Source organism: Acinetobacter sp. IRS14 (genome assembly GCF_034650275.1).
In the GTDB taxonomy this organism is placed as follows: Bacteria; Pseudomonadota; Gammaproteobacteria; order Pseudomonadales; family Moraxellaceae; genus Acinetobacter; species Acinetobacter oleivorans.
Map to the genome: position 1 here is coordinate 1 of NZ_JAOVFN010000044.1, position 7,018 is coordinate 7,018.

The window sequence follows — 7,018 nt, forward strand, 5'->3', positions numbered from 1 at the left end:
CACACCCTCGTCGGTTTTCAAGACCGGTGCATTAAACCGCTCTGCCACGCTTCCATGTGCGTAAGAATACAAAGCTTATTCATTTTATTCAAGAAAAATATCATCGCTTTGTGTTCAAGTGCATATTGTTTCATCAATTTTACAATCGAGCAGCTAATTCTGCTCCTTCTTTGATCGCACGCTTCGCATCTAGCTCTGCTGCGAGCTTTGCTCCACCAATAATATGGTAGTTCGCTATAGTCGACTCACCTTCTTTTGGCATCAAGTCTTTTACAGACTCTTGACCTGCACACACTACAACCGTGTCTACGCGTAAAAGCTGATCTTGACCATTGTGCTCAATCCAAAGCCCTTCATCAGTGACAGCTTTATATTGCACACCACGTAACATACGCACGCCATGCTTTTTAAGCTGTGCACGGTGTACCCAACCTGAAGTCTTGCCAAGGCCAATACCGAGAGGTGTTGTTTTACGTTGTAGTAAATAAATTTCACGGATTGCTGGTTCAACCACTGGTGGCTGCATACCACCTTCAGAAATATAATTCGGATCTGGGTCTACACCCCATTCACGTTGCCACTCGGCTAAAGGTTGAGGCTGTGGTTGATGTGGTGGTTTAAGTAAAAACTCAGATACATCAAAACCAATACCGCCTGCACCAATCACTGCAACTTTTTGCCCAACTTCGGCCCCTTTTAAAACTTGAGCATAAGAAAGAACTTGTGGTGCATTGCTTCCTTCAATTTTTAATGCACGTGGAATTACACCTGTTGCAACAATTACTTCATCAAAACCTTCGCGTTCAAGCTGCTCGCGATTCACGCGAGTATTTAAACGTACATCCACCCCGGTTTTTTCGAGTTGGACTTTAAAATAGCGAATCGTTTCGTGAAATTCTTCTTTACCCGGCACGACTTTGGCAAAGTTAAATTGACCACCTACATCTGAAGTTGCTTCAAATAGCGTCACTGCATGGCCACGGCTTGCCGCAACAGTTGCCGCAGACATACCTGCTACACCACCACCTACAACAGCAATACGTTTAGGCTGCTTAGTTTTTAAATAAACCAATTCTGTTTCATGGCCTGCACGCGGGTTCACTAAACAAGAAACGCGCTTATTTTTAAAAGCATGGTCTAAACAGGCTTGGTTACAAGCAATACAAGTATTAATTTCATCAACGCGGTTAGTCGCAGTTTTATTTACCCAAAATGCATCAGCCAATAAAGGGCGAGCCATTTGAACCATATCTGCTTTGCCAGTTGCCAAAATTTCTTCGGCAGTTTCAGGCATATTAATTCGGTTTGACGCAATAATCGGAATAGAAATATGTTGTTTTACATGCGCCGTGTAATCGACAAAAGCTGCACGAGGCACTGACGTTACAATGGTCGGAACACGAGCTTCATGCCAACCAATGCCAGTATTTAATAAAGTCACACCTGCTTTTTCTAAAGCTTTTGCAACAGTCACCACTTCTTGCATGGTGTTACCATCATGCACAAGGTCGAGTAAAGACAAGCGGAAACAAATAATAAACTTCTCACCAACTTTGGCACGAATCGCTTTAACAATCTCGACTGGAAAGCGCATACGGTTTTCAATTTCACCACCCCAACGGTCCGTACGTTGGTTTACGTGGCTACTTAAAAACTGGTTAATTAAATAACCTTCCGAGCCCATAATTTCAACACCGTCATAACCTGCTTTTTTGGCAATATCAGCGCACTGAGCGTAATCTTCTATTGTGCTGAGAATATTTTTTTCAGAAAGCTGACGCGGTTTAAATGGTGAAATTGGAGATTTAATTGCAGTTGAAGACACAACAAATGGTTGGTAACCATATCGGCCAGCGTGCAAAATCTGCATTAAGATTTTAGAGCCATGTTTATGGACAGCATGGGTTACCAAACGGTGCTGAGGAACGTCAAAGAGACTGTTCATGGTTCCACCCGCAGGTGCCAACCATCCCTGACGGTTCGGAGAAATACCACCTGTCACAATCAGGCCAACCCCGCCTTTTGCACGCTCTTCAAAATAAGCTGCCAGTTTTGGGTAGTTAAAAAAACGGTCTTCAAGTCCCGTATGCATGGATCCCATCACCACACGGTTTTTAATGGTGGTAAAGCCTAAATGTAATGGTTTTAATAAATTGGCGTAACTTGTCATGCTGCGTCCCAATAGTTTTTTGCAACTTGTTGCATAGTACTTTAATACTTTTTTGATAATTTTGGATGACCCAGAATTATTTTTTATTCGAGATTATGGTCAATCTATATATAAAGAAGACAATCCCATATTTTCTTCAAATAATAAATACCAATCAGAACAAGTGAATTAATGATTTTTTTGCCAAAAAAAGCACCATGAATAGTGCTACAATAGCCGCCATTCAGAATTCTCGAGACCACCTGTACGGGGTCTTTTTTATAAATGTTAGGATTAGCAATGACTGATAATGCAACTATCTTGCAGCATGTACCAGTAGGCAAAAAAGTTGGGATTGCCTTCTCCGGAGGCCTAGACACTTCAGCTGCTTTATTATGGATGAAACAAAAGGGCGCAGAGCCTTATGCATATACTGCAAACTTAGGCCAGCCTGATGAAGATGACTACGATGCAATTCCAAAGAAAGCAGAACAATACGGCGCTGTAAAAGCTCGCTTAATTGACTGCCGCTTACAACTTGCACTTGAAGGTATTGCTGCAATTCAGTGTGGTGCATTCCATATCAGTACAGGTGGTGTTCCTTATTTCAATACGACTCCACTCGGTCGTGCAGTAACAGGTACAATGTTAGTTACTGCAATGAAAGAAGATGACGTAAACATCTGGGGTGACGGTTCAACTTATAAAGGTAACGATATTGAACGTTTCTATCGTTATGGTTTATTGACCAACCCGAATCTTAAAATTTATAAGCCTTGGTTAGATCAAAACTTCATCGATGAACTCGGTGGCCGTGCAGAAATGTCACAGTTCCTGATCGACAACGGTTTTGACTATAAAATGTCAAAAGAAAAAGCCTACTCAACTGACTCAAACATGTTGGGTGCAACTCACGAAGCAAAAGATCTTGAATACCTAAATGCTGGTATCAAAATCGTTGACCCTATTATGGGCGTTGCTTTCTGGAAAGAAGAAGTTGAAATCAAACCAGAAGAAGTAACTGTACGTTTTGAAGAAGGTGTACCTGTTGCATTAAACGGTCAAACTTTTAACAATCCAGTTGAGCTTATTCTTGAAGCAAACCGTATTGGTGGTCGTCATGGTTTAGGTATGTCTGACCAAATCGAAAACCGTATTATCGAAGCGAAATCTCGTGGTATTTATGAAGCACCGGGTATGGCCCTTCTTCATATTGCTTATGAGCGTTTGGTTACTGGTATTCATAACGAAGATACGATCGAACAATACCGCATTAACGGTTTACGTTTAGGTCGTTTACTTTACCAAGGTCGTTGGTTCGACTCTCAAGCGCTTATGTTGCGTGAAACGGCTCAGCGTTGGGTTGCTAAAGCCGTTACAGGTGAAGTGACTCTTGAACTTCGTCGTGGTAATGATTACACCATCATGAACACTGAATCTCCAAACTTAACGTACGAAGCTGAACGTTTAACAATGGAAAAAGGCGATTCAATGTTCTCGCCTATGGACCGCATTGGTCAGTTGACTATGCGTAACCTCGACATTACCGATACACGTGCAAAACTTGGTATCTATACAGATGCTGGTTTACTTTCAATCGGTCAAGGTTCTGCTATTCCTCAATTAGACAGTAAGAAAAAATAATTTTCTTATAACGTCAAAAAAGGCCACCTACTAAGGTGGCCTTTTTATTTTTAAAATTAATTCAGGCAATCTCGGCGACTTGTAATGGCTGATAATAAATTTGGTTACGCCCAAGTTGCTTAGCCCGATATAAAGCTTGATCGGCAGCATGAATTAAATTTTCCTGAGTGACTTTTAAGCCCTCTGTGTAAACAGTAAAACCCAAGCTAATCGTTACATGCGTAGAGACCAAAGATGCAGCATGAGGAATCGCTTGGCGCTCAATCGCTTTATAAATATTGGCAGCCACAGCATATGCACCTTGAGCAGGTGTTTTTGGCAAAAGAACCACAAACTCTTCTCCGCCATATCGGGCAACAAAATCCACATGACGAATCGAATTCTTAATTGCAGAGGCAATAGACGAGATGACCTTGTCCCCCATCTGGTGCCCATAAAAATCGTTATAGTTTTTAAAAAAATCGATATCAATAAATAAAACGGCCAATGGGCGTTGCTCTTGCTTTGCCCGATAGTAAAAAAAGTCAAACATCTCATCGAAAGTACGTCGATTAGAAATTTTAGTGAGTGCATCTTGCTGACTTAAATGAAGCAACTCAGATGCCTCAATACGCAAAATCTTTTCGTTAAGCTCAGCAAGCTGATTATTTAAAAAAAGACTTCTTTCTCTAGACGTAAGCATCGTACTAATTGAAAAACCTAAAATACAGCTACCAAACAGTGCTCGCCCCAAAGCAATATAGTCACAATTCGCTTGCAATAAAATCAATGCAGAAAACACAAAAATTGCTGCAGTTAAACCTACATAAAGCATATGTAGAGGTTTTATACCGCTCAAAATAAAACCGAGCATATATAAAAAAGAAAGTAGCAACATTGACTGATTTTTAAGAGCGATATTTCCTACACTAAGCAGCAACATTGCATTGAAAATAATGGTTAAAAATACAATCCCGCACGCAGCAATATAAAAATATTCAGTGAGTTTTTTAAACTTGGCAAAAACCCAAAATAGCAGCAGCGCACAAGCAATATTAATTGCACTCAGTAAGCAATAAATAAAGTCCCAAGTAATGTAAGGTACGCCAATCACTAAGTAGTCTGTAGGGAGTGCTAATAAAATAAAAATTAGATAGGTGAGAACGCCACTTGCTAAAAATTTGGAGATATTTTGTTTAGTTCGTTCAAGATTTAAGCACCAGAACTTTTTTTCTAATTGATGAGGCAAAGGTGTATTGGCATAACGATGGGTATGTAAAGTTACCAGATATTCTATTTCTTCTTTTGCTTTGAGTAATTCCTGTACATTTCCCCTATTTACCACTACCCGACTCCTACCTCTTACACATTAACAAAATATAACATTATTTTTTGAGGCCTCTTGCGCTTTATTTTGCCATTTGTCCGTAATTCTCGTTACCATTTTCACACTTTATCGATTATCATTTGTTTTATTTCGAAGTTTGAACTGCCTTGGACTCTATTACCCTGCTCCAGCCAGATGACTGGCATGCACATTTACGTGATGGTTTAGCATTAAAACGTACTGTACCTGATTTGGCTAAACAGTTTGCTCGTGCGATCTGTATGCCAAACCTTGTTCCACCTGTAAAAACTGTGGAAGAAGCGCTGGCTTACCGTGAACGTATTCTTGCTCATGTTCCAGAAGGTCTCAATTTTGACCCGCGTATGGTGCTTTATTTTACTGACTTCACCTCACCAGACGAAGTTCGTAAAATTAAAGAATCTGGACATGTAAATGCTATTAAACTTTATCCAGCGGGCGCAACCACCAATTCTGATAATGGTGTGAGTGATATCCGTAAGGTTTATGCAGTTATTGAACAATTAGAAGAACATCAAGTTCCGTTATTACTTCATGGTGAAGTAACTCATAACCATGTCGATATTTTTGACCGTGAAAAGCGTTTCCTTGACGAAGTACTCAACCCACTCTTAAAACAGTTTCCAAAACTTAAAGTGGTACTTGAGCACATTACAACAAGCGATGCGGCTCATTTTGTTTTAGAGCATGATCGTAATGTTGCGGCAACAATCACTCCTCAGCATTTATTATTTAACCGTAATGATATGTTGGTCGGTGGTATTAAACCGCATTTTTACTGTTTGCCAATTTTAAAGCGCCAAACACATCAAACAACTTTGCTTGAAGTTGCAACGAGTGGTAACCCTAAATTTTTCTTGGGTACAGATAGCGCTCCTCACTCACAAAATGCAAAAGAAAATGCTTGTGGCTGTGCGGGCTGTTATAGTGCACCTAATGCAATTGAGCTTTATGCCCAAGCATTTGACCAAGTGGGTAAATTAGAGCGCTTAGAAGGTTTTGCTAGCCATTTTGGCGCAGACTTCTATGGTCTACCACGTAATACTTCTACCATTACTTTGGTAAAAGAAGATAACCTTGTCCCAGAATCTTTTGATTATTTAGATGATCAAAAAATTATCCCGCTGCATGCCGGGAAAACGCTGCAATGGAGAAAAGTGTGACACAAGAAACCTCTGTCCCGGTCATTGGCCAACGTTTTCGTGGCTTCTTACCTGTTGTTGTTGACGTTGAAACGGCAGGTTTTAATGCCCAGACAGATGCATTGCTAGAAATTGCATGCATTCCAATTGTGTATGATGCTCAGGGACAATTTGTCCCTGGTCCAGCATTTCATGCGCACATTAACCCGTTTGAGGGGGCTAACCTCGACCGCCGTTCGCTAGACTTTATTGGTATTGATCCATTCAATCCAATGCGTATAGCAATGGCTGAAGATGAACGCACTGCATTACGCCGTATTTTTAAGTCGGTCAATGAAGTTCGTAAACAGCAACACTGTACGCATGCAGTATTGGTCGGTCACAACGCTCATTTTGATCTTGGTTTTGTTCAAGCTGCAATTGCACGTACAAGCACAAAAAACCAGAACCCTTTTCATAGTTTTTCAGTCATGGATACAGTTACTTTAAGTGCTGTGATGTTTGGACAAACAGTCCTTGCTAAAGCCTGCATTCAAGCTGGAATTGAGTTCGATGGTAAAGAAGCACACTCTGCTTTATACGATACTCAGAAGACTGCTGAACTGTTTTGCTATATTTTGAACAAACTGTCTCCTTACCTACTTGACAGTTTGGTGGCGGCTTCTTAAGATACCGCCATCCTCAACGTCCCTATCGTCTAGAGGCCTAGGACATCGCCCTTTCACGGCGGTAACCGGG

Annotated in this window: 5 protein-coding genes; 3 read left to right on the plus strand and 2 right to left on the minus strand. The window is 40.8% G+C overall.

The genetic code is table 11. The features are described 5' to 3' along the window. Positions 1 to 139: 139 nt before the first annotated feature. A complete protein-coding gene (locus ODQ17_RS18865; protein WP_322905578.1) occupies positions 140 to 2,170 on the minus strand; it encodes an NADPH-dependent 2,4-dienoyl-CoA reductase in 2,031 nt (676 codons plus the stop codon). Between the two features lie 264 nt (positions 2,171 to 2,434). Here ODQ17_RS18865 and argG point away from each other — a divergent pair, with 264 nt between their 5' ends. Then, on the plus strand, positions 2,435 to 3,793 hold the full coding sequence (argG, locus tag ODQ17_RS18870; protein ID WP_009390370.1) for an argininosuccinate synthase: 1,359 nt from the start codon (positions 2,435 to 2,437) through the stop codon (positions 3,791 to 3,793). A 61-nt stretch (positions 3,794 to 3,854) separates the two neighbouring features. Here the strand turns inward: argG and ODQ17_RS18875 are convergent, their stop codons facing one another. After that, the gene (locus ODQ17_RS18875; RefSeq protein WP_322905580.1) at positions 3,855 to 5,117 is read right to left on the minus strand and encodes a diguanylate cyclase; all 1,263 of its coding nucleotides are present in this window, start codon (positions 5,115 to 5,117) and stop codon (positions 3,855 to 3,857) included. Between the two features lie 149 nt (positions 5,118 to 5,266). On the opposite strand from ODQ17_RS18875, the gene pyrC reads away from it, so the two are divergent. Then, entirely contained in the window at positions 5,267 to 6,301 is a 1,035-nt protein-coding gene (gene pyrC, locus ODQ17_RS18880) for a dihydroorotase (protein ID WP_004793881.1), read from the plus strand. Then, positions 6,286 to 6,948 (plus strand): ribonuclease T, encoded by a 663-nt coding sequence (gene rnt, locus ODQ17_RS18885; protein ID WP_002117536.1) that lies wholly within the window; start codon positions 6,286 to 6,288, stop codon positions 6,946 to 6,948. The genes pyrC and rnt overlap by 16 nt, the downstream gene beginning before the upstream one ends. The last annotated feature ends 70 nt before the right edge of the window (positions 6,949 to 7,018 follow it).